We start from the raw sequence: 19,946 nt of genomic DNA, 5'->3' as shown, positions 1-19,946 counted from the left end.
GTATCCGGCCAGGGGAGCGTGCACGCGGCTTCGCTTGCGTTTGACATATTCCAGCAGAGCACCAAGCGTACGAGACTCCGTGTGATGGTTGTCCAAGAAACATCCATGCTCACCACCTTGAATACGGAAGCGATTGACCGGGATTGGCCTTTTTCCAGGCTTCAGACTTCGAACACAAGGTATCCACGTCGGCATTTTGAGCACGCGTGCAACCAAGCGTAGGCACCCACCCTTGCTGTGGATCAAGTGTGTGACTGCGCAGACTTGACCCACCACCGTGAATCCAGCGCGAACGCCCGTCGGTCGTGCGCCACTTGGCGGTACCAAACTCCTTTGAGTTGGGATACTCACAGTGCGTAAATTCGCCGTTATAAGGATCGTCTGCACCGGGCTTCGAATTTCTTGCAACTGCATTCCTGGTCGGGAATACCAGAAGGTCCCGAGTCATTGGATCGAAGTAGGTCGTGGTTCCGCCGCCCATGTCTGTGTATGCACGCGCAGGTGTCCATTGCTCGCGCCCCCAGGGGTCGAGACCTATCGGATCGGTGAACATCAACGGATTCAAGTTGGCATATGTGTATAGATAAATACCGCTTGCTCACCGGCGCACCCGCCTTCGTGTTGTCGCGCTCCAGGCAGCGTTCGAGTCCGCGCCAGAGGTAGGACTTGTCGGCCACCACGACGCCCCCTTGCCGATCGATGATGCGCACGAGGCGGCTTTGCCCGTCGTAGACGAAGGTGCTGTCGGTGTTGTTGACAGCATGGCTCACCAGCCGGTTCGTGGCATCCCATCCGTAAGTTGCGGCGCCGAGTTTCAACAGGTTGCCATTGGCATCGTAGGTTCCGGCGCTCAGCGCATTGGTCGCGGTGGCGTCGAGAGGGCGGACGATGCCGTTGCCGTTGACTGAAACCAGGTTCGACGCCTTGTCGTAGCCGTAGGCATACGAGCCCAGGATCGGCGCGCCGGGCACGTTCGACGCCGTGCTCGCGGCGATCAACCGGTCGGTGTCGTCGTAGCGGTATCGGGTCAGGCGCGCGCTCGGATTCGACGCAGGAGGCACGACGCCACCGACACCGCCCGTCGTTCCGGAGTCGTTCGTCGTGGCAGGGCCATTCGTCGCGCTGAGGCCGTCCGTCGCTGCAGAACCCTCCGCCGTCCCCGGACTGTTGGCCGCCCCGTCCCCGTTGTTTGTTCCGCCACCCCAGTTCACGCCGCCCGAGAACCCGCCGCTGCCGCCGCCTCCGCAACTGACCATCAATGCCAAGGCCGCCAACGGCTTCCCGATGCGCACCGAGCGCCGGGTCGTCGCCCGTCGCGTCGACATGGCGAATGCGATGAAGAGCGCTGCGACGGCCACCGGGATGGAAATCGAAGCGATCCACCGCGAGACCGGGACCGAAACACCGCCGCCAGGATCGCCGGCACGCATCGGCGACAAGGCGGAGAGCTTCTCGCCGGGCAGCGCGTCGGCGAAGCTCAGGACATTGTGGTTGGCGTCGTAGGTGTACGCATAGCTCGCGATCGGCGTGCCCGTTGCGCTGGTGTAGGCGATTTGCTTGAGCATCTCGTCGCCGTCGGGGCCGAAATAGTTCATCGCGACCTGCGGTCCATCGCCGGCCGCGATCGCCGATACCCGATCCGATGCGCCGACATAGCGATAGTCGAAGCGGCCCAGCGCGCTCTCGACCGAAGCCAGGCGATCCCCAGCGCTTTCGCTTGCGGCTGCGTCGCGCCGCGGCCGAGTTGCCAGGCCTGCGCCCATGCGGCGGTGGCCCGGGAGAAGTAGCCCGCCTGGTAGTAGTCGATCCCGAGGTCGGTCAGCATCGCCATGCGCCAGGGCGAGTGGGGATGGCCGGCAAGGAATGCGGCCAGCGGCCGGGCGGCGTCGGCGAAATCGCCCGGCGGCCTCGACGGCCGGTTGAACTGCGCCAGGGCGGCTTCGAGGGCCGCGCTCTCGGGTTGTGAACTCGGGCCCATCGCGACCAGCGGCTCTTCGAGGCCCAGCACGATCCTGATGGGCGCGGGGCCGGCGCGCGGCGCAGCCGCGCCATGGCCGAAGCCGATGAGCTTGTCATGATCCCGTCCCTTGCCCCTTGGGGGCTGTCGTTATTGCGGGCGGATCACAGCGACGCGTTTCAAAGGATCAAGCGCTGCCGGGCGCGGCCGAAGGGCTCGCTGGCCGCGCTTCCTACAATCGCCCGTCCTTGTCGTTTGTCCCTGTCTGGAGCCGAGTCTGATGCAGCGTCGTTCCCTGATCCAACGTGGCGCACTCGCGGGCCTCGTGGCCGCGGGCATCGCGCCCGCGGTGCACGCGCAGGCCGCCACGCGCTGGCGCCTCGCATCGGGCTTTGCGAGGCCGCTGGATCTTCTCTATGGCGGCGCCGAGACTTTCGCCCGCAAGGTCGGCGAGATGACCGGTGGCCGCTTCCAGATCGAGGTGCATGCCGCGGGCGAGCTGATGCCCGCGCGCGCCGTGCTCGACGGCGTGCAGCAAGGCGCGATCGAAGCCTGCCACACCGCCGGCGCCAGCTTCGCTGCCAAGGACGAGGTGTTCGCCATCGGCTCGGCGCTGCCCTTCGGCATGAATGCACGCCAGCTCTCGGCCTGGATGACCGAGGGCAATGGCCTGAAGCTCACGCGCGAGTTCTATGGCCGCCTCGATGCGCTGAACTTTTCCTGCGGCAACACCGGCGCGCCGGCGGGCGCGTGGTTTCGGCGCGAGATCCGCAGCCCGCATGATTTCAAGGGGCTGAAGTTCTGCTTCGGCGGTCTGGCGCCGCGCGTGCTCGAACGGCTCGGCGGCGTGCCGCAGAAGCTGGCCGACAGCGAGGTCGTTGCCGCACTGGCCAAGGGCACGATCGGCGCGGCCGAGGGCCTCTCGCCCTACGACGACCAGAAGCTCGGCTTGCAGAAAGCGGCATCGCACTATGCCTACCCCGGCTGGTGGTCGGCCGGCCTGCAGCTCGAGCTGCTGGTCAATCGAAAGGCCTTCGACGCGCTCAGCGCCGAATACAAGGCCATCGTCGAAGCGGCCTGTGCATTCACGCAGCTCGACATGCAGGCGCGCTACGCTGCGCGCAACCCGGTGGCGTTGCAGCAGTTGATTCGCGGCGGCACCGTGGCGCAGGCTTTTCCGAAGCCGGTGCTCGAGGCCGCGTTCAAGGCGACCCTGGACCTGGACCGCGAGCTGAGCGCCAGGAATGCCGGCTGGAAGAAGATCCACGGCGACTACCTCGCCTTCCAGAAGGAAGCGCTGAGCGGCGCCCGCTACGCCGAGGCGCCCTTCGACGCCTTCCTGCAGTCGATGAAGTGGTGAGGCGCGAAGGGGCGTCGGGTTTCCATGGTCGCGCCGGCGGCGCGCGTCGCCATAATGCGCGATGCCCTCGAACCCTTCGTCCGGGGCGCCGTTCACCATGGCCGGCCTGCCTCATTCCATCGACTCGCCCGACATGCGGCGCGCGGGCCGTGAACTGCTCTCGCTGGCGCTGATCGACGCGCGCAATCACACCTTGCATCTGCTGTCGCTCTACGAGCAACTGCTGGGCTCGCCCGCGCTGCCCGTGCCGCGGGTCGAAGGCATCGATCCGCCGCTCTGGCTGGCGGGTCATATCGGCTGGTTCGCGGAGTGGTGGATCGCGCGCAACACGCAGCGCGCCTTCGGCGCCGCATGCCCCGTGCGCCCGACGCGGCTGGCCGCGATCGAACCGCAGGCCGACCTGTGGTGGAACCCGGCGCAGCTGGCCGCGCAGGACCGCTGGTCGCCCGAACTGCCGGACCTCCAGCAGGCCAGGGCCTACCTGCTCGACACGCTCGAAAGCACGCTCGAACTGCTGGAGCACGCGGTCGAGACCGATGCCGGCCTCTACTTCTATCGCCTTGCGCTGTTCCACGAGGATTTGCGCGGCGAGCAGCTGGTCGTGATGGCGCAGACGCTCGGCATCTCGCTGGGTGTCGAGCTGCCGCCGGCCGCGGTGTCGCACGAGCCGGTGCTGGTGCCTTCGATCTCGTGGGAGCTCGGGCTGCCCGACGAGGGCTTCACCTTCGCCCAGGAACGCGGCGCGTACACGGTCGAGGTGCCCGAGTTCGAGATCGACGCGCAGCCGGTGACCTGGAGCCAGTACGTCGAGTTCGTCGACGACGGCGGCTACGACCGCCCCGAACTCTGGCATCCCGAAGGCCGCGCCTGGCTCGAGTGCCAGGCCGAAGGGCGCCGCGGGCCGCGCCATGTCGAGCAGATCGGCGCCGCGCGCCACGGCACGGGCGGATCGGTGCTGCAGCGCCAGTTCGGCAAGACGGTGCGCGCCGCCGGCAACCGCAGCGCGGTGCATGTGAGCTGGTGGGAGTCCGATGCCTGGGCGCGCTGGGCCGGGCGCCGCCTTGCCACCGAGGTCGAGTGGGAGATCGCGGCCCACACCGCCGCGCGGCGCGGTTTTCGATGGGCCGACGTGCACGAGTGGACCGCCGGCACGCTCAAGCCCTGGCCCGGGCATGTGGCCGATCCGTGGAGCGTGGACACCGAGTTCGATCCGCAGCCGGCCTTCGGCCGCGCGCGCGTGCTGCGCGGCGCGTCCTTCGCCACGCGCGCGCGCCTGCGCTCGCCCAAGCGCCGCGGCTTCGCGGCGCCCGAGCGCGACGACGGCTTCTTCGGGTTCCGGACCTGCGCGCTTTGAGCGTCGCCACGCGTGCCATCATCGCGAATCGCCTGCAGGCCCTGCCGGCGCCCACATCCATGGAAAGGACGCTGCCGGATGGCTCGCGTGCGTGACACGGCCGGCTACGACGGCCAGCGAGAGATGATTCTTGCCAATGCGGCGCAATTGTTCGCGCAGCGCGGCTATGCGGGCACGTCGATGAACGAGGTGGCGGCGGCCTGCGGCGTGTCGAAGGCGACGCTCTATCACTACGTGCGCGACAAGCACGACCTGGCCGTGCGCATCGCCGAAGACCATGTGCTGCGGCTGGAGGCGATCGTGACCGAGATCCTGCGCGAGCATGCCGAGCCCGAAGCCCGACTGCGCGAACTCATCCGCCGCTTCGTCGCCGAATCCGCGATCGCGCAGAACGCCCAGCGCGTGCTGACCGAAGACGTGCGCTTCCTGCGCGAGGAAGACCAGGCGCGCATCCTCGGCGTGGAGCGGCGCGTGGTCGCCGCCTTCGCACGCACCATTGCCGAGGTGCGCGGCGAGGCGCCCGACAGCCTTCTCGGCAAGCCGATGGCGATGCTGCTGTTCGGCATGATCAACTGGATGTTCACCTGGCTCAAGGCGGACGGCGAACTCGATGGCGAGGCGATCGGCGCGATCGTCTCGCAGCTGTACTTCGGCGGCGTGCGCGCCGTGGTGCGGCCGGGGTCGGCATCGCTACACTCTCGGGGCACGAAATGAGCGCGATGAACAGGACTTCACCATGAGTCGGCAGCCCCTGCGGATTCAGATCGGCAACCGCTGGACCTTCTTCACCTATGCCCGCACCGATTGCCGGCTGCTGGGCACCGTGCAGGACGGCATGCAGATCGGCGCGCTCGCTCAGCTCGATGATGGCTCCTATGCGCAGGTCAACGGCGACGTGATCCGGCCGCTCAACACCAGCCGCGTCATGCAGGTGCTGAGCCGCACGCCCGGTGCGCCGGCCTCCGCAGCGCCGGCCGCCGCCAGGCCGGCAACCCCCGCGACCGTTCCGACCGTGATCATCAAGAAGCGGCGCATCGTTCGTCCTTCGACCGAAAACACCGGCGCCTGAGCACGCCGGCGCACGATGTGAATGCCGCCGCCCTTGCCACCGCAAACCAGCGCCCCTTATAATCTACCGGACGGTCGGTCAATCATTTCAACCCAGAGAGGAACGCGATGAACGAAGCCCTGGTGCGCGTCACCGACAACGGCCCCGTGCGCACGCTGCAGCTGAACCGGCCGGAAGCGCTCAACAGCTTCACCTCCCAATTGCATGCCGAGCTCATGGCCGCGCTGAACGCCGCGGCGGACGACGACGGCGTGCGCTGCGTGGTGCTCGGCGGCGCGGGCCGCGCCTTCTGCGCGGGTCAGGATCTGGCGGATCCGATGGTGGCGCCCGACACCACGCCCGGTGCACGGCCCAAGGATCTCGGCCATGTGATCGAAGCACTCTATGCGCCGCTGGTGCTGCGCCTGCGTTCCATGCCGGTGCCGGTGATCGCGGCCGTGCACGGCGTCGCCGCGGGCGCGGGCGCCAACCTCGCGCTGTGCTGCGACCTCGTCGTGGCCGGCCGCTCGGCGAGCTTCATCCAGGCCTTCGCGAAGATCGGGCTGGTGCCCGACACCGGCGGCACCTGGCTGTTGCCGCGCCTCGTCGGATCGGCGCGCGCGCTCGGGCTCGCGATGCTCGGCGACAAGCTGCCGGCCGAAGAGGCCGCGCAGATGGGCCTGATCTGGAAATGCGTCGACGATGCCGAGCTGGCCTCGACGGTCGATGCGCTGGCCGCGCGGCTGGCCGCGATGCCGTCGCGCGCACTGGCCGCCACGCGCCAGGCGCTGGCCGATGCACAGCGGCTCGACCTGCCGGCCGCGCTGGCCAACGAGGCCGGCCTGCAGCGCCAGCTGGGCGCCGCGCACGACTACCAGGAGGGCGTGGACGCCTTCCGCGCCAAGCGCGCCCCCCGCTTCTCGGACCGCTGAAAGGATTCGTCGAATGGTTGAACGCACACCGCAGCAGACGGCCGACTTCGTGCGCGAGGGCATGTATGCCAACGACCGCGCCACGCAGACGCTGGGCATGCAGATCATCGAGGTCGCGCCGGGCCGCGCGGAGATCCGCATGAAGGTCCGCGAGGACATGCTCAACGGCCACCAGACCTGCCACGGCGGCTTCATCGCCGCACTGGCCGATTCGACCTTCGCCTTCGCCTGCAATTCGTACAACGAACTCACCGTGGCTTCCGGTTTCGGCATCGACTTCGTCGCCCCGGCGCGCGAGGGCGATCTGCTGACGGCGCGCTGCGCCGAAGTCGCGAAGGCAGGGCGAACCGGTATTTACGACACCGAGGTGATCAATCAGCATGGCGATCGCGTGGCGGTGTTTCGCGGCCGTTCCTACAGCATCAAAGGCAAGCCGGCCGTGCCGGCCTGAGCGCCGCGACCGTCCGGTTCAAGGAGACCTTCATGCCCGTCCAACGCCCGATGCCCGGCGACCTCGAAGCGATCGAGTCGGCCAGCCGCGACGAGATCACCGCGCTGCAGGTGCAGCGCCTGCGCGCCACGCTGCAGCGCGCCTACGACCACGTGCCGCACTACCGGCAGGCCTTCGATGCGCGCGGCGTGCATCCCGAAGATCTGCGGCAGATGGGCGATCTCGCGAAGTTTCCGTTCACCGTCAAGAAGGACCTGCGCGACAACTATCCCTTCGGCATGTTCGCCGTGCCGCGCGAGCAGGTGGCGCGCATCCATGCCTCGTCCGGCACCACCGGCAAGCCGACCGTCGTCGGCTACACGAAGAACGACATCGCGACCTGGGCCCAGCTGGTGGCGCGCTCGATCCGCGCCGCCGGCGGACGGCCCGGCGACATCGTGCACGTGGCCTACGGCTACGGCCTCTTCACCGGCGGCCTCGGTGCGCACTACGGCGCCGAGCTTGCCGGCTGCACCGTGATCCCGATGTCGGGCGGCCAGACCGAGAAGCAGGTGCAGCTGATCAACGATTTCAGGCCCGACATCATCATGGTCACGCCCAGCTACATGCAGGTGATCATCGAGCAGCTGGAGCGCCAGGGCATCGATCCGCGCAGCACCTCGCTCAAGGTCGGCATCTTCGGCGCCGAGCCGTGGACCGAGGCGATGCGCCGCGAGATCGAAGGCAAGGCCGGCATGGACGCGGTCGACATCTATGGCCTGTCCGAGGTGATGGGCCCGGGCGTGGCCAGCGAATGCATCGAGAGCAAGGACGGCCCGGTGGTCTGGGAAGACCATTTCTATCCCGAGATCATCGACCCCGAGAGCGGCGAGGTGCTGCCCGACGGCGAGGAGGGCGAACTGGTCTTCACCTCGCTCACCAAGGAAGCGCTGCCGATCATCCGCTACCGCACGCGCGACCTCACGCGCCTTCTGCCGCCCACCTCGCGCAGCTTCCGCCGCATGGGCAAGATCGTCGGGCGCAGCGACGACATGCTGATCATCCGCGGCGTCAACGTGTTCCCGACGCAGATCGAGGAGATCGTGCTCGCGCACGACAAGCTCTCGGGCCAGTACCTGATCAAGGTCGGCCGCGAAGGCCATCTCGACAGCGTCGAAGTGCATTGCGAGCTGCAGGCCGCCGCCGGCGATCCCGGCGAGGCCGAGCGCCGGCAGATCGCGCAGTGGGTGCAGCAGCGCGTGAAGACGCTGGTCGGCATCAGCACCACGGTGCTCGTGCAGAAGCCCGATTCGCTCGAACGCACGCTCACCGGCAAGGCACGCCGCGTGATCGACGAACGCAGCCGCTGAGCTGCCACGAAAGGACCGCCATGTACACGCAAGCGATGGACACCATGGGCAAGGACAAGGCCGACGGCCCCAAGGCCGTCCGCTCCGCCGAGGAGATGCAGCTCGAGCAGCGCTTCGACGAGCGCATCGATGCCGGCAGCTTCATCGAGGCCAAGGACTGGATGCCCGATCACTACCGCAAGACGCTGGTGCGGCAGATCAGCCAGCATGCGCATTCCGAGATCGTCGGCATGCTGCCCGAAGGCAACTGGATCAGCCGCGCGCCCACGTTGAAGCGCAAGGCAATCCTCTTGGCCAAGGTGCAGGACGAGGGCGGCCACGGCCTCTACCTTTACGCCGCCGCCGAGACACTGGGCACCAGCCGCGACCAGATGCTCCACGCGCTGCACACGGGCCGCGCCAAGTACAGCTCGATCTTCAACTACCCGACATTGACCTGGGCCGACATGGGAACCATCGGCTGGCTGGTCGACGGCGCCGCGATCATGAACCAGGTGCCGATCTGCCGCTGTTCCTATGCGCCCTATGCGCGCGCGATGATCCGCATCTGCCGCGAGGAAAGCTTCCACCAGCGCCAGGGCTACGAGGCGCTGCTCACGATGATGCAGCACGGCACCGAGGCACAGAAGGCGATGGTGCAGGACGCGGTGAACCGCTGGTGGTGGCCGTCCGTGATGATGTTCGGCCCGCCCGACGAACAATCGCCCAACAGCGCGCAGTCGATGCGCTGGGGCATCAAGCGCTTCTCCAACGACGACCTGCGGCAGAAGTTCATCGATGCCGCGGTCGAGCAGGCGAAGGTGCTGGGCGTGACCTTGCCCGACCCCGACCTGAAGTGGAACGAGGAGCGCCAGGCGCACGACCACGGCGCGATCGACTGGGACGAATTCTGGCGCGTGATCGCCGGCGACGGGCCGTGCAACCGCGAGCGGCTCGGTGCCCGCGTGAAGGCCTGGGAAGAGGGCGCCTGGGTGCGCGAAGCCGCGCTGGCCCATGCGCGCAAACAACCAATGAAGGAAGCCGCATGACGCAGGACGTTCAGCACCAGGAGTGGCCGCTGTGGGAAGTGTTCGTGCGCAGCAAGGCCGGCCTCGACCACAAGCATTGCGGCAGCCTGCATGCGCCCGACCCGAAGATGGCGCTGCAGATGGCGCGCGACGTCTACACGCGGCGCCAGGAAGGCGTGAGCGTGTGGGTGGTGCGCTCCGACCAGATCGTCGCCAGCGATCCGGGCGACAAGGACATGTACTTCGATCCGGCGGAGGACAAGGTCTATCGCCACCCCACCTTCTACGCGCTGCCCAAGTCCGTCGACCACATGTGAGGACCTCGACCGTGCAAGCCTCCATCGACCTCGATCGCAGCGCCGCCGTGCAGTACCTGCTGCGCATCGCCGACACCTGCCTGATCCTCGCGCAGCGCCTGGGCGAATGGTGCGGCCATGCGCCCGCGCTGGAAGAAGACATCGCGATGAGCAACATCGCGCTCGACCTCGTCGGCCAGGCGCGCGCGCTGCTCACCCGTGCCGGCCAGCTCGAAGGCCGTGCGCATGACGAAGACCAGCTCGCCTTTCTGCGCGACGAGCGCGACTACTTCAACCTCACCCTGGTCGAATTGCCGCGCGGCGATTTCGGCTTCAGCGTGCTGCGCAACACCATGGTCGCGACGCTGCTCAAGCTGCTGTGGGAGCGCCTTGCATCGTCGAGCGACGAAGAGCTCGCGGCCATCGCCGGCAAGGCGCTGAAGGAAGCGCGCTACCACCAGCAGCATTCCGCCGACTGGGTGGTGCGCCTGGGCGACGGCACAGCCGAATCGCATGCGCGCATGGACGCGGCATTGCAGCAGCTGTGGCGCTATGTGCCGGAGTGCTTCGAGTCCGATGCGGTCGAGCAGGAAGCCAGTGCGGCCGGGCTCGGGCCTTGCTGGTCGGAACTGCGCGAGCCCTGGCTGGCCGAGATGAATGCCGTGCTCGAGGAAGCCACGCTCGTGGCGCCGAAGGAGACGGCCTTCCGCAGCACCGGCAAGCGCGGCGTGCACAGCGAGCACATGGGCTACATCCTCGCCGAGATGCAGCATCTGCAGCGCGCTTTTCCGGGAGGCGTGTGGTGAGTGCAGTGCCCGCACGCTCGCACGTCGACCCGCGCGTCGCGCGCGCATGGACCGTGCTCGACACCGTGCTCGACCCCGAGGTCCCCGCGCTCTCGGTCTGCGACCTCGGCATCGTGCGCGAGGTGCTGCCCGATGACGACGGACTCGAGATCGTGCTGACCCCGACCTATTCGGGCTGCCCCGCCACCGAGGTGATCGAGCGCGACGTGCTCGCTGCGATCGAAGCCGCCGGCCTCGGCCCCGTGCGCGTGAGCCTGCGCCGCGCGCCGGCCTGGACCACCGACTGGATCAGCGACGAAGGCCGACGCAAGCTCACGGCCTATGGCATCGCGCCGCCGGGCGCGACGCGGCCGGCCGACGGCGCGGTGCCGATCCGCATCGTGCGCCGATCCTCGGTGCCCGCGGAACGCGTGGACTGCCCGCGCTGCGGCAGCGCCCACACCGAACGTCTGTCGGCCTTTGGATCGACGGCCTGCAAGTCGCTGTATCGCTGCATCGCATGTCGCGAACCCTTCGAACACTTCAAACCGCTATGAGCATCGACTTCCATCCGCTGCGCGTGCGCAGGATCGAGCCCGACACGGCCGAGGCGGTCATCGTCTCCTTCGATGTGCCCGAAGCACTGCGCGAGGTCTTCGGCTTCACGCAGGGCCAGTACCTCACGCTGCGCACGCAGATCGATGGCCAGGACCTGCGCCGTTCCTATTCGATCTGCGCCGGCGTCGATGACGGCGAACTGCGCGTGGGCGTGCGCAAGGTGCGCGACGGCGTGTTCTCCAACTGGATCAACAGCACGCTGCAGCCCGGCGACACGCTGCAGGTGATGGCGCCGCAGGGCCGCTTCTTCGTGCCGATCGAGCCCGGCGCGCAGCACCACCACGTCGGCATCGCGGGCGGCAGCGGCATCACGCCGATCCTGTCGATCATGAAGACGGTGCTGGCGCGCGAGCCATTGAGCCGCTTCACCTTGATCTACGGCAACCGGCAATTGCAGTCCACGATGTTCAAGGAAGAGATCGAGGACCTGAAGAACCGCTACATGACGCGGCTGGTGCTGCAGCACGTGTTCTCCGACGAGCACACCGATGCGCCGATCAACATGGGCGTGATGAACCGCGAGAAGATCGCGCAGTTCCTGCAGAGCGTCGTGCCCGCGGCGGAGATCGACCATGCCTACATCTGCGGCCCGTTCCAGATGAACGACGAGGCCGAGGCCGCGCTGCTGGAAGCCGGCGTGCCCGAGGAGCGCATCCACATCGAGCGCTTCGGCGTGGCGCAGCCGGCGACTGGGCCGGGCGGCGTCGGCGCGGTGGTGCACGAGGCGCTGCCGGGCGATGCCGAAGCGGCGCGCATCACCATCGTGCGCGACGGCCTCAGGCGCGAGATCCCGTTCAGCAAGGGGCAGCCGAGCATCCTCGATGCCGCCTCGTCGGCCGGGCTGGAGGTGCCGTTTTCCTGCACCTCGGGCGTCTGCGGCACCTGCCGCGCGCGGCTCCTGGAAGGGGAAGTGCGGATGGAGCGGAACTTCGCTCTCGACAAGAATGAGGTCGCGGCCGGTTTCATCCTGACCTGCCAGGCGCATCCGCTGACGGAGCGCGTGGTGCTGTCTTTCGACGAACGCTGAGCCGGCCCGTTTTCCTTCAACCTTCGGAGCCAACAATGAAATCTCTTTCCCGCGTCTGCGCGGCGATCCTGTGCGCGCTGGCCTTTTCGGCGCATGCCGACGTCAACGTCGGCGTCACGCTGTCGGCCACCGGGCCGGCGGCATCGCTCGGCATTCCCGAGAAGAACACCATCGCGCTGCTGCCCAAGACCATGGGCGGCCAGAAGGTGAACTACATCGTTCTCGACGACGGGTCCGACACCACGGCCGCGGTGTCCAACACGCGCAAGCTGATCAGCGAGAACAAGGTCGACGTGATCATCGGTTCGACCGTCACGCCCAATGCGCTGGCGATGATCGACGTGGTGGCCGAGGCGAAGGTGCCGGTGATCTCGCTGGCCGCCTCGTCGCGCATCGTCGAGCCGATGGACGCCAAGCGCAAATGGGTGTTCAAGACGCCGCAGAACGACATCATGATGTCGCTCGCGATTGCCGAGCACATGGCGGCGCACGGCATCAAGACGGTCGGCTTCATCGGCTTCTCCGATGCCTACGGCGAGGGCTGGTACGAGGAATTCGGCAAGTCCGCGGCGCTGAAGAAGCTGCAGATCGTCGCCAACGAACGCTACGGCCGCAGCGACACCTCGGTCACCGGCCAGACGCTCAAGCTGATGGCCGCCAAGCCCGACGCCATCCTGATCGCAGGTGCGGGCACGCCGGCCGCGCTGCCGCAGAAGACGCTCAAGGAGCGCGGCTACACCGGCACGATCTACCAGACGCACGGCGTAGCCAATACCGACTTCCTGCGCGTGGGCGGCAAGGATGTCGAGGGTACCTTCCTGCCGGCCGGTCCGATCCTGGTGGCCTCGCAGTTGCCCGATTCGAACCCGATCAAGAAATCGGCGAGTGCCTACGTCAAGGCCTACGAGGACATGTACGGCAAGGGCAGCGTCTCCACCTTCGGCGGCCACGTCTGGGATGCCGGCCAGGTGCTGAATGCCGCGGTGCCGGTCGCGCTCAAGAAGGCGCAGCCCGGCACGCCGGAGTTCCGCGCGGCGCTGCGTGATGCGCTCGAATTGGTCAAGGACGTGGCCGGCGCGCACGGCATCTTCACGATGTCGCCGACCGACCACCTGGGTCTGGACCAGCGCGCCCGCGTGATGGTCAAGATCGAGAACGGCACCTGGAAATATCAACCCTGATGGACAGCCAGATCGCCCTGATCCTGGGGCAGGACGGGATCGTGAACGGGGCGATCTACGGGCTCATGGCGCTGGCGCTGGTGCTGGTGTTCTCCGTGACCCGGGTGATCTTCATCCCGCAAGGGGAGTTCGTCGCCTTCAGTGCGCTGTCGGTGGCCGCGATGCAGGCCGGCCATGTGCCGGCCACGCTGTGGCTGCTGCTGGCGCTGGCCGCGGCCGCGCTCGCGGTGGAAGGCTGGCGCTGGAAGCGCGGCGCCGAGGTCGATTGGACCTCGACCCTCGCATGGTGCGTGGCGCTGCCGCTGGCGGCCTGCGCGCTGGTGCTGTGGCTGCGGCCGGCTTCGCTGCTGATGCAGTCGGTCGCTGCGCTGGTGCTGATCATGCCGCTCGGGCCGCTGCTCTACCGCCTCGCCTACCGGCCGCTGGCCGATGCCACCGTGCTCACGCTGTTGATCGTGTCGGTGGCGCTGCATGGCGTGCTGGTCGGGCTCGGCTTGTTGTTCTTCGGCGCCGAGGGTTCGCGCACGCCGGCCTTCTCCGAACTGCGCACGGACATCGGCGGCATCCCGGTCACCGGGCAGTCGCTGGTGGTGGTCGGCGTCACGGCCGTGCTGGTGCTGCTGATGTTTCTTTTCTTCGAACGCTCGATCGTCGGCAAAGCCTTGCGCGCGACCGCGATGAACCGCGTCGGCGCACGGCTGATGGGCATTCCGACCGGCCTCTCGGGCGACCTGAGCTTCGCGCTCGCGGCGCTGATCGGCGCGGTCTCGGGCCTGTTGATCGCGCCGCTGACCACGATCTACTACGACACCGGCTTCCTGATCGGCCTCAAGGGCTTCGTCGCCGCGATCGTCGGCGGGCTCGGCAGCTATCCGCTGGCGCTGGTCGGCGCGCTGATCGTCGGGCAGCTCGAATCCTTCTCCTCCTTCTGGGCCAGTGCCTTCAAGGAGGTGTTCGTCTTCACGCTCATCATCCCGGTGCTGTGGTGGCGCTCGCTGCGCAGCCGGCATGTGGAGGACGAGGAATGACGCGCCGTCACCTGTCGCTCGTCTTCGTCGTGCTGCTGGCCGCGGTGTGGGGCTTCCTGCCCGACTTCCCGGTGCAGGTGCTGTGCTACGTCGGCCTCTATGCGATGGTCGCGGCCGGCCTCGTGATGCTGACCGGCGTCGGCGGCATGACCTCTTTCGGCCAGGCGGCCTTCGTCGGCACGGGCGCCTATGCGACGGCCTGGATCTGCACCTCGCCCGGCGCGAGCGCCGCGATCGCCGGCCTGCTCGGGCCGGCGGCGCTGCCATGGGTCGGCCTGCTGTTCGGCATCGTGCTGACCTTCGTCGTCGCCTGGGGATTGGGCGCGATTACGCTGCGGCTGTCGGGCCACTACCTGCCGCTGTGCACGATGGCCTGGGGCCTGAGCTTCTACTACCTGTTCGGCAATCTCGAATTCCTCGGCGGCCACACCGGCGTCGCGGGCGTGCCGGCGATCGTGATCGCGGGCTGGTCCTTCGCATCGCCGCGCTCGCTCGGCCTCGTGATCTGGGGCGTGCTGCTGCTGGCGCTGTGGGCGCTGCACAATCTGCTCGATTCGCGCGAGGGCCGGGCCATCCGCGCGCTGAAGGGCGGGCGCGTGATGGCCGAGTCGATGGGTGTGGACACGGCCCGCTACCGCATCAAGGTGTTCGTGCTGGCGGCGCTGCTGGCGGCCGTGTCGGGCTGGCTCTATGCGCACATGCAGCGCTTCATCAACCCGACGCCGTTCAATCTCGACATCGGCATCGAGTACCTCTTCATGGCGGTGGTCGGCGGCGCGGGCCACCTGTGGGGCGCGGTGCTCGGCGCCGCGATCATCACGCTGCTGAAAGAGAAACTGCAGGACATCCTGCCGCAGCTGCTCGGCTCGAGCGGCAACTTCGAGATCATCGTGTTCGGCTTGCTGATGCTGTTCGTGCTGCAGCGCTTCGCCGACGGCGTGTGGCCGACGCTGGCGCGCCTGTGCGCGCGCTTCCTGCGGCCGGACGCGGCGCGCGCTCCGCGCCGCACGCTGACGCTGCCCGAGGCCGCATTGCCGCCGCGCGGGCAGGTGGTGCTGCAGGCGCACGCGGTCACCAAGCGCTTCGGCGGGCTGGTCGCCAACGACGCGGTCAGCATGGACGTGAAGGCCGGCGAGATCCATGCGCTGATCGGGCCCAACGGCGCCGGCAAGAGCACCTTCTTCAACATGATCTCGGGCGTCGACGATCCGAGCGCCGGCGAGGTCCGTCTGATGGATCGGCCGATGACCGGCCAGCCCTCGCGCGCCTTTGCCGCACTGGGCCTGGGCCGCACCTTCCAGCACGTGCGCCTGCTCGGCCAGCGGCGCGTGATCGAGAACGTCGCGCTCGGCGCGCACCGGCGCGGACAGCGCGGCTGGATCGCTTCCATGCTGCGGCTGGACCGTGCGGAAGAAGCCGCATTGCTCGCGCAGGCGCATCGCCAGCTCGATCGCTGCGGACTCGGCGCCTTTGCCGAGGCGCACGCGGCGTCGCTGTCGCTGGGGCAGCAGCGCGTGGTCGAGATCGCGCGCGCACTGGCGGGGCATCCGGCCGTGCTGCTGCTCGACGAGCCGGCCGCGGGGCTGCGCCATCTCGAGAAGCGCGCGCTGGCCACGCTGCTCGGCCAGCTGCGCGCCGAGGGCCTGGGCATCCTGATCGTCGAACACGACATGGAGTTCGTCATGAACCTGGCCGACCGCATCACCGTGCTGGAGTTCGGCGCCGTGATCGCGCAGGGCACGCCGGCCGAAGTGCAGGCCGATCCCAAGGTGCTGGATGCCTATCTCGGCGGCGCGGACGAGCCGATGGAAGAGGCGATCGCATGAGCGCGCCCTTGCTGCAACTCGAGAAGTTCTGCGTCTCGTACGGCGCTGTGGAAGCCGTGCACCAGATCGACCTGCAGGTGAACGCCGGCGAGATCGTCACCGTGATCGGCCCCAACGGCGCCGGCAAGACCACGCTGCTGTGCGCCGCGATGGGGCTCCTGACGTCACGCGGCGGCGTGCTGCTCGACGGCCAGCGCATGGCGCGTCCGAGCGTCGAGGCGATGGTCGCGCGCGGCGTGGCGCTGGTGCCCGAGAAGCGCGAACTGTTCGGCGAGATGTCGGTCGAGGACAACCTGCTGCTCGGCGGCTTCTCGCGCTGGCGGCGCGGCGAGCGCGACCAGCGTCCGCGCATGGCCGAGGTGTTCGGCATCTTCCCGCGGCTGCAGGAGCGCCGCGCGCAGCTCGCGTCCACGCTGTCGGGCGGCGAGCGCCAGATGCTCGCGATCGGCCGCGCGCTGATGGCGCGGCCGCGCCTCCTGATGCTCGACGAGCCTTCGCTCGGCCTCGCGCCGCGCATCGTGCGCGAGGTGCTGCAGGTGGTGTCGTCGCTGCGCAGCCATGGCGTGTCGGTGCTGCTGGTGGAGCAGAACGCGCGCGCGGCGCTGCAGGTGGCCGATCGTGCGTACGTGCTGGAGATGGGCGCGGTCGCGCTCCAGGGGGCGGCGCAGGCGCTGCTGCACGATCGGCGGATCATCGATACCTACCTCGGTATCGGTGCGCGCGGCGAGGGCGGCGCGGCGTCCTAGGGCAGGCAGCGGGTCGCGGGTCGGGCGTTATGCTGAGGGCCATGCGACCTGCGAACAGATGCCGGCCGCCCGGCTTGTCCCGAGCCGCGGCGCATCCTCGGCTTCCCGTCTCTCCCGCCCGAAGGCGCGCATGAACGCCTTCGCCGATAGCGCCGTCGAGGCGGCCCGTCTGGTCGTCGCCGGCGATCCGCTGCTGCTGGCGATCGTCGGCCGTTCGCTCGCCGTCAGCGCGACCGCTTGCGCGCTGGCCTGCGGCTTCGGCCTGCTGCTGGGGGCCTGGCTCGCGGTGGCGCGCTTCTCGGGACGCGGGCTGCTGCTGACGCTGCTCAACACGCTGCTCGCATTGCCCTCGGTGGTGGTGGGGCTCGCGATCTACCTGCTGCTGTCGCGTTCGGGACCGCTGGGTTTTCTCGGATGGCTGTTCTCCTTCAAGGCGATGGTGGTCGCGCAGACGCTGCTGGTGCTGCCGGTGGTCACGGCGTTGACGCGCCAGACCATCGAGGACGCCGACCGCGCCCATGGCGAGCAGCTGCGCTCGCTGGGTGCCGACTCGCTCGTCCGCGCGCTGCTGCTGGTGTGGGACGAACGCTATGCGCTGATCACGGTGCTGATCGCCGCCTTCGGCCGTGCCGTGTCGGAGGTGGGTGCGGTGATGATCGTCGGCGGCAACATCGACGGCTTCACGCGGGTGATGACCACCGCCATCGCGCTCGAGACCAGCAAGGGCGACCTGCCGCTCGCCTTGGCGCTCGGCCTGGTGCTGCTCGGCACGATGCTGCTGCTCAACCTGGCGATCTCGGCGCTGCGCAGCTGGCGCGAGCGGGTCGACGGCGGCGCGGCCGAGGCGGCCGGGGTCCGCGGGATCGAGGTGGCTTCGTGAATCCGCCGCTCTTCAGCCTGCACGACATCGAGGTTCGCTTCGGCCGCGTCCAGGCGCTGTCCGGCGCGACTTTGTCGATCCACGCGGGCGAGCGTGTCGCGCTGATCGGTGCCAACGGCAGCGGCAAGAGCACCCTGCTGCGCATGCTGCACGGCCTGGTGCCGCATGCGGCCGGCGCGTTCATCGGCAGGGTGCCGCGCCGCGCGCAGGCCATGCTGTTCCAGCGGCCGCACATGCTGCGCACGAGCGTGCGCAACAACGTCGCGCTCGCGCTCTGGCTGCGCGGCGCGCCGTGGCCTCATGCGAAGCGCGAGGCCATGGCCGCGCTGGGCCGCGTCGGCCTCGGCGCGCTGGCCGAGCGCAATGCGCGCACGCTGTCCGGCGGCCAGCAGCAGCGCATGGCGCTCGCGCGCGCCTGGGCGCTGCAGCCCCAGGTGCTCCTGCTCGACGAGCCGACGGCCAGCCTCGATCCGACGGCCAAGCGCGATGTCGAAGCGCTGATCGCCGATGCCGCGCACGGGCGCACGCTGGTGTTCGCGAGCCATAACCTCGGGCAGGTCAAGCGCCTTGCCAGCCGTGTGATCTATCTGGAGCAGGGGCGGGTGCTGGCCGATCTGCCGGTGCACGATTTCTTCGACGGACGGCTGCCGGATGAAGCCCATTTGTTCGTCAAAGGAGAAACTGCATGACCCCCAGGCTTGCCCACTTCGTGTGGCCGCCCACCCCCTTGCAGGGGGCAACACCGGCGGTCCGGCAGAGCCGGTTCCGCGGTGTTTCGCGAACGGGCTTCGCTTCGCTGGCCGCGGGGGTACTTTTTTTGAGCGGTTGGTCGGTGCGGGCTGAGACTCTTACGATGGCATCGACGACTTCGACGGAGCAGTCCGGCTTGTTCGCGCGTCTGCTGCCGGCGTTCAGGCAGGGCAGCGGGATCGACATCAAGGTGGTGGCGGTCGGCACCGGCCAGGCGATCGACATGGCGCGGCGCGGCGATGCCGATGTGCTGTTCGTGCACGACACGGCGGCCGAGGAGAAGTTCGTCGCCGAAGGCTTTGCCGCCAAGCGCTATCCGGTCATGTACAACGACTTCGTGCTGGTCGGGCCGAAGAACGATCCCGCCGGGCTCCGGGGCAAGGACATCGTGGCGGCGCTGAAGAAGGTCGCCGCCGCGGATGCGCCTTTCGTGTCGCGCGGCGACAAGAGCGGTACCGACGCCGCCGAGCGCCGCCTGTGGATGCAGACCGGCGTGGCCGACGCGGGGCAGCCGGTGCCCAACGACAGGAAGGGCGCGGGCTACAAGGAATGCGGCTGCGGCATGGGGCCGGCGCTGAACATCGCGGCTTCGAGCGGCGCCTATGTGCTGGCCGACCGCGGAACCTGGCTGAGCTTCAGGAACCGCCAGGATCTCGCGGTGCTGGTGGAAGGCGACAAGCGGCTCTTCAACCAGTACGGCGTGATGGTTCCCAGCCCGGCGAAGTTTCCCCGGCTCGACAGCGCGGGCGCGCAGAAGTTCGTCGACTGGGTGATCTCGCCGGCGGGGCAATCGACCATCGCGAGCTACAGGATCGGTGGCGAGCAGCTGTTCTTTCCCAATGCGAGCCCGTGATGCCGCAGCGGCCGGCGCGCCTCACCGGTCCATCGGCAGGTACAGGCTTTCCTTGACCTCTTCCATCACGACATAGCTGCGCGACTCGGCCGTCACCGGCAGCTTCTTCAGCAGGCTGCCGAGCAGGTTGCGGTAGTCGCTCATGGCGCGCAGCCGCGCCTTGATGAGGTAGTCGAAACCGCCCGAGACCAGATGGCATTCCATCACCTCCGGCACGTGCAGCAGTTCCTTCTTCACCTTGTCGAACACGTCGCCGGACTTGGACGACAGGGTGATTTCCACGAAGACCAGCAGCGTCTTGCCGACGGCCTGCGGATCGATGCGCGCGTGGTAGCCGGCGATCACGCCCTCGCGTTCCATGCGCCGCACGCGCTCCGAGCAGGGCGAGGTCGACAGCCCGATCTGCTCGGCCAGATCGGTCATGGAAATGCGTCCCTGGCGCTGCAGGATGTCGAGGATCTTGCGGTCCGTGCGGTCGAGTTCGGTCATTTCACTCCT

General features: G+C 68.4%; 22 protein-coding genes. 19 read left to right on the top strand and 3 right to left on the bottom strand.

The features are described from left to right. Positions 1-368: 368 nt before the first annotated feature. Positions 369-1,595, bottom strand: coding sequence for an RHS repeat domain-containing protein (locus E5P2_RS19475; protein ID WP_162568742.1), 1,227 nt, complete (start codon positions 1,593-1,595; stop codon positions 369-371). Beyond that, positions 1,592-2,008, bottom strand: coding sequence for a hypothetical protein (locus E5P2_RS19470; protein WP_162568741.1), 417 nt, complete (start codon positions 2,006-2,008; stop codon positions 1,592-1,594). Before E5P2_RS19470 ends, E5P2_RS19475 begins: the two co-directional genes overlap by 4 nt. 229 nt (positions 2,009-2,237) lie before the next feature. On the opposite strand from E5P2_RS19470, the gene E5P2_RS19465 reads away from it, so the two are divergent. From E5P2_RS19465 to E5P2_RS19375, 19 genes are all read left to right on the top strand, one after another. Continuing rightward, positions 2,238-3,317: a TRAP transporter substrate-binding protein gene (locus tag E5P2_RS19465; protein WP_162568740.1), complete on the top strand. Its 1,080-nt coding sequence runs from the start codon at positions 2,238-2,240 to the stop codon at positions 3,315-3,317. Positions 3,318-3,378: 61 nt separating this feature from the next. Continuing rightward, positions 3,379-4,671, top strand: coding sequence for an SUMF1/EgtB/PvdO family nonheme iron enzyme (locus tag E5P2_RS19460; protein WP_232080761.1), 1,293 nt, complete (start codon positions 3,379-3,381; stop codon positions 4,669-4,671). Positions 4,672-4,749: 78 nt separating this feature from the next. Beyond that, positions 4,750-5,385 (top strand): TetR/AcrR family transcriptional regulator, encoded by a 636-nt coding sequence (locus E5P2_RS19455; protein WP_162568738.1) that lies wholly within the window; start codon positions 4,750-4,752, stop codon positions 5,383-5,385. A gap of 22 nt (positions 5,386-5,407) precedes the next feature. Beyond that, positions 5,408-5,740, top strand: a complete 333-nt coding sequence (locus tag E5P2_RS19450; RefSeq protein ID WP_162568737.1) for a hypothetical protein — start codon at positions 5,408-5,410, stop codon at positions 5,738-5,740. A gap of 107 nt (positions 5,741-5,847) precedes the next feature. Next, entirely contained in the window at positions 5,848-6,651 is an 804-nt protein-coding gene (locus tag E5P2_RS19445) for an enoyl-CoA hydratase-related protein (protein WP_162568736.1), read from the top strand. Between the two features lie 13 nt (positions 6,652-6,664). Next, positions 6,665-7,102 (top strand): hydroxyphenylacetyl-CoA thioesterase PaaI, encoded by a 438-nt coding sequence (paaI, locus tag E5P2_RS19440; protein WP_162568735.1) that lies wholly within the window; start codon positions 6,665-6,667, stop codon positions 7,100-7,102. A 32-nt stretch (positions 7,103-7,134) separates the two neighbouring features. Beyond that, complete coding sequence (paaK, locus tag E5P2_RS19435) at positions 7,135-8,451, top strand: phenylacetate--CoA ligase PaaK (protein WP_162568734.1); 1,317 nt, start codon at positions 7,135-7,137, stop codon at positions 8,449-8,451. A gap of 20 nt (positions 8,452-8,471) precedes the next feature. After that, positions 8,472-9,479, top strand: a complete 1,008-nt coding sequence (gene paaA, locus E5P2_RS19430; RefSeq protein WP_162568733.1) for a 1,2-phenylacetyl-CoA epoxidase subunit PaaA — start codon at positions 8,472-8,474, stop codon at positions 9,477-9,479. Then, positions 9,404-9,775, top strand: coding sequence for a 1,2-phenylacetyl-CoA epoxidase subunit PaaB (gene paaB, locus E5P2_RS19425; RefSeq protein WP_443083459.1), 372 nt, complete (start codon positions 9,404-9,406; stop codon positions 9,773-9,775). The genes paaA and paaB overlap by 76 nt, the downstream gene beginning before the upstream one ends. Positions 9,776-9,786: 11 nt before the next feature. Further along, entirely contained in the window at positions 9,787-10,560 is a 774-nt protein-coding gene (gene paaC, locus E5P2_RS19420; protein WP_162568731.1) for a 1,2-phenylacetyl-CoA epoxidase subunit PaaC, read from the top strand. After that, positions 10,554-11,096, top strand: coding sequence for a 1,2-phenylacetyl-CoA epoxidase subunit PaaD (gene paaD / locus E5P2_RS19415; RefSeq protein ID WP_162568730.1), 543 nt, complete (start codon positions 10,554-10,556; stop codon positions 11,094-11,096). The genes paaC and paaD overlap by 7 nt, the downstream gene beginning before the upstream one ends. After that, the gene (gene paaE, locus E5P2_RS19410; RefSeq protein ID WP_162568729.1) at positions 11,093-12,184 is read left to right on the top strand and encodes a 1,2-phenylacetyl-CoA epoxidase subunit PaaE; all 1,092 of its coding nucleotides are present in this window, start codon (positions 11,093-11,095) and stop codon (positions 12,182-12,184) included. Before paaD ends, paaE begins: the two co-directional genes overlap by 4 nt. Positions 12,185-12,219: 35 nt before the next feature. Continuing rightward, positions 12,220-13,365 (top strand): ABC transporter substrate-binding protein, encoded by a 1,146-nt coding sequence (locus tag E5P2_RS19405; protein WP_162568728.1) that lies wholly within the window; start codon positions 12,220-12,222, stop codon positions 13,363-13,365. Next, positions 13,365-14,393: a branched-chain amino acid ABC transporter permease gene (locus E5P2_RS19400; RefSeq protein WP_162568727.1), complete on the top strand. Its 1,029-nt coding sequence runs from the start codon at positions 13,365-13,367 to the stop codon at positions 14,391-14,393. The genes E5P2_RS19405 and E5P2_RS19400 overlap by 1 nt, the downstream gene beginning before the upstream one ends. Further along, the gene (locus E5P2_RS19395; protein WP_162568726.1) at positions 14,390-16,219 is read left to right on the top strand and encodes a branched-chain amino acid ABC transporter ATP-binding protein/permease; all 1,830 of its coding nucleotides are present in this window, start codon (positions 14,390-14,392) and stop codon (positions 16,217-16,219) included. The genes E5P2_RS19400 and E5P2_RS19395 overlap by 4 nt, the downstream gene beginning before the upstream one ends. Next, entirely contained in the window at positions 16,216-16,965 is a 750-nt protein-coding gene (locus E5P2_RS19390) for an ABC transporter ATP-binding protein (protein WP_162568725.1), read from the top strand. The genes E5P2_RS19395 and E5P2_RS19390 overlap by 4 nt, the downstream gene beginning before the upstream one ends. Positions 16,966-17,095: 130 nt before the next feature. Beyond that, positions 17,096-17,845 carry an ABC transporter permease gene (locus E5P2_RS19385; protein WP_162568724.1) on the top strand — a complete coding sequence of 250 codons (750 nt, stop codon included), beginning with the start codon at positions 17,096-17,098 and terminating at the stop codon, positions 17,843-17,845. After that, a complete protein-coding gene (locus tag E5P2_RS19380) occupies positions 17,842-18,534 on the top strand; it encodes an ABC transporter ATP-binding protein (RefSeq protein WP_162568723.1) in 693 nt (230 codons plus the stop codon). The genes E5P2_RS19385 and E5P2_RS19380 overlap by 4 nt, the downstream gene beginning before the upstream one ends. Positions 18,535-18,641: 107 nt before the next feature. Continuing rightward, positions 18,642-19,448: a substrate-binding domain-containing protein gene (locus tag E5P2_RS19375; protein WP_232080921.1), complete on the top strand. Its 807-nt coding sequence runs from the start codon at positions 18,642-18,644 to the stop codon at positions 19,446-19,448. Positions 19,449-19,469: 21 nt separating this feature from the next. Here the strand turns inward: E5P2_RS19375 and E5P2_RS19370 are convergent, their stop codons facing one another. Beyond that, complete coding sequence (locus tag E5P2_RS19370) at positions 19,470-19,937, bottom strand: winged helix-turn-helix transcriptional regulator (protein WP_162568721.1); 468 nt, start codon at positions 19,935-19,937, stop codon at positions 19,470-19,472. Between the last annotated feature and the right edge of the window lie 9 nt (positions 19,938-19,946).

This window comes from Variovorax sp. SRS16, from assembly GCF_901827165.1.
GTDB lineage: Bacteria > Pseudomonadota > Gammaproteobacteria > Burkholderiales > Burkholderiaceae_C > Variovorax.
This window is presented reverse-complemented; position numbering and strand designations above follow the sequence as displayed.

Coding starts and splice junctions, on each gene's coding strand:
- E5P2_RS19475 (WP_162568742.1), bottom strand. CDS start 1,595: ATGAACTATTTCGGCCCCGACGGCGACGAGATGCTCAAGCAAATCGCC.
- E5P2_RS19465 (WP_162568740.1), top strand. CDS start 2,238: ATGCAGCGTCGTTCCCTGATCCAACGTGGCGCACTCGCGGGCCTCGTG.
- E5P2_RS19460 (WP_232080761.1), top strand. CDS start 3,379: ATGCCCTCGAACCCTTCGTCCGGGGCGCCGTTCACCATGGCCGGCCTG.
- E5P2_RS19455 (WP_162568738.1), top strand. CDS start 4,750: ATGGCTCGCGTGCGTGACACGGCCGGCTACGACGGCCAGCGAGAGATG.
- E5P2_RS19450 (WP_162568737.1), top strand. CDS start 5,408: ATGAGTCGGCAGCCCCTGCGGATTCAGATCGGCAACCGCTGGACCTTC.
- E5P2_RS19445 (WP_162568736.1), top strand. CDS start 5,848: ATGAACGAAGCCCTGGTGCGCGTCACCGACAACGGCCCCGTGCGCACG.
- paaI (WP_162568735.1), top strand. CDS start 6,665: ATGGTTGAACGCACACCGCAGCAGACGGCCGACTTCGTGCGCGAGGGC.
- paaK (WP_162568734.1), top strand. CDS start 7,135: ATGCCCGTCCAACGCCCGATGCCCGGCGACCTCGAAGCGATCGAGTCG.
- paaA (WP_162568733.1), top strand. CDS start 8,472: ATGTACACGCAAGCGATGGACACCATGGGCAAGGACAAGGCCGACGGC.
- paaE (WP_162568729.1), top strand. CDS start 11,093: ATGAGCATCGACTTCCATCCGCTGCGCGTGCGCAGGATCGAGCCCGAC.
- E5P2_RS19405 (WP_162568728.1), top strand. CDS start 12,220: ATGAAATCTCTTTCCCGCGTCTGCGCGGCGATCCTGTGCGCGCTGGCC.
- E5P2_RS19400 (WP_162568727.1), top strand. CDS start 13,365: ATGGACAGCCAGATCGCCCTGATCCTGGGGCAGGACGGGATCGTGAAC.
- E5P2_RS19395 (WP_162568726.1), top strand. CDS start 14,390: ATGACGCGCCGTCACCTGTCGCTCGTCTTCGTCGTGCTGCTGGCCGCG.
- E5P2_RS19390 (WP_162568725.1), top strand. CDS start 16,216: ATGAGCGCGCCCTTGCTGCAACTCGAGAAGTTCTGCGTCTCGTACGGC.
- E5P2_RS19385 (WP_162568724.1), top strand. CDS start 17,096: ATGAACGCCTTCGCCGATAGCGCCGTCGAGGCGGCCCGTCTGGTCGTC.
- E5P2_RS19370 (WP_162568721.1), bottom strand. CDS start 19,937: ATGACCGAACTCGACCGCACGGACCGCAAGATCCTCGACATCCTGCAG.